Below are 1,265 nucleotides of genomic sequence, written 5' to 3' on the forward strand. Positions count from 1 at the left end.
CAGTAATAGTGAAACAAATAACAAAATTTAATAAAGCGTGGTGTACAAATGGCTAAAATTGGTTACGCTCGTGTTTCAACACAAGATCAAAGTTTAGATAGCCAAATCGATACTTTAAAAAACTTTGGCTGTTCAAAAATATTTAAAGAAAAAGTGAGTGGTCGAAAAACGAAAAGATCAGAGTTAGACAAATGTCTAGAGTATTTACGTGAAGGAGATACATTAGTTGTTTATAAACTTGATCGTTTAGGTCGAACAACAAAACAGTTAATAGAATTGGCTCAATGGTTAGAAAACAATAACATCGAATTACAGATTATTGATATGAATATCAATACTAAGGATGCAATGGGAAAAATGTTTTTTACGATGATGAGTGCTTTTGCAGAACTCGAAGCCAATCTTTTAAGCGAACGTACTAAAAAGGGGCTTGCTTCTGCAAGAGCGAGAGGGCGCGTCGGTGGGCGTCCACCCATGCCTGATCATAAAAAAAGAGAAATTAAGTTCCTATATGATGAACAAAAAATGACCGGTGAACAAATAGCCGAAGCTACTGGCGTAAGTAGGTCAACTGTATATCGTGTAATCAAAAAATAAAAATAATGAAAGATATTTTATAATTCTTTCATTTTACTATGTATTAAAGTTGTATATTTATTTTTTGTGTTTAACTTCTTATTCAAACGTTACCTTTTTATTTGTAAATTTTTAAATAGGATGTAACAATAGGATTGTATGACACAGAACAAAGAGGTGAAATACATAATGGAAAACGTAGTTAATTTTGTAAAAAAATTAATCGAAGAAGTTCAAAAATTAATCAACGGTGGTTCTTCTTCATCTGATAGTGATAATACTTCTAAATAATAATTTAGACCACTCATAAAGAGTGGTCTTTTGATATAAATATTTATTAAAATAATTTACAAATAGTATTAAACAGTATATACTGAAAGTGACAAAAATAGAAAAGCACAAGTGCTGGTAACACTTGTGCCCTGTAAGCCCGTTAAAAAGACGGTGACTTTCGTGATGTTAACCATTCATCCTACTCGCCAAAATTGGGAATGGTTATTTTTTGGCTTATTTTAATCATTGCAACGACTATACCGATAAATATATGTATATGAGCCCTAGGATTAACCTAGAGCTCTTTTTTAATAATGATATCTACATGCAATGATTATAATACTAGGGTCTTTAATAGTATAAACTAATCTATGCTCGTGATTTATTCTTCTACTATAGTAACCTTTCAAATTACC

General features: G+C 30.9%; 2 protein-coding genes. One reads left to right on the forward strand and one right to left on the reverse strand.

The features are described from left to right. The first annotated feature begins 48 nt into the window (after positions 1 to 48). Positions 49 to 597, forward strand: a complete 549-nt coding sequence (locus ABZX02_RS43945) for a recombinase family protein (RefSeq protein WP_064657848.1) — start codon at positions 49 to 51, stop codon at positions 595 to 597. A 560-nt stretch (positions 598 to 1,157) separates the two neighbouring features. Here the strand turns inward: ABZX02_RS43945 and ABZX02_RS43950 are convergent. Then, positions 1,158 to 1,259 (reverse strand): type II toxin-antitoxin system YoeB family toxin, encoded by a 102-nt coding sequence (locus ABZX02_RS43950; RefSeq protein WP_355307970.1) that lies wholly within the window; start codon positions 1,257 to 1,259, stop codon positions 1,158 to 1,160. Positions 1,260 to 1,265 lie beyond the last annotated feature (6 nt).

This window comes from Lentzea sp. NPDC003310, assembly GCF_040610935.1.
In the GTDB taxonomy this organism is placed as follows: Bacteria; Actinomycetota; Actinomycetes; order Mycobacteriales; family Pseudonocardiaceae; genus Lentzea.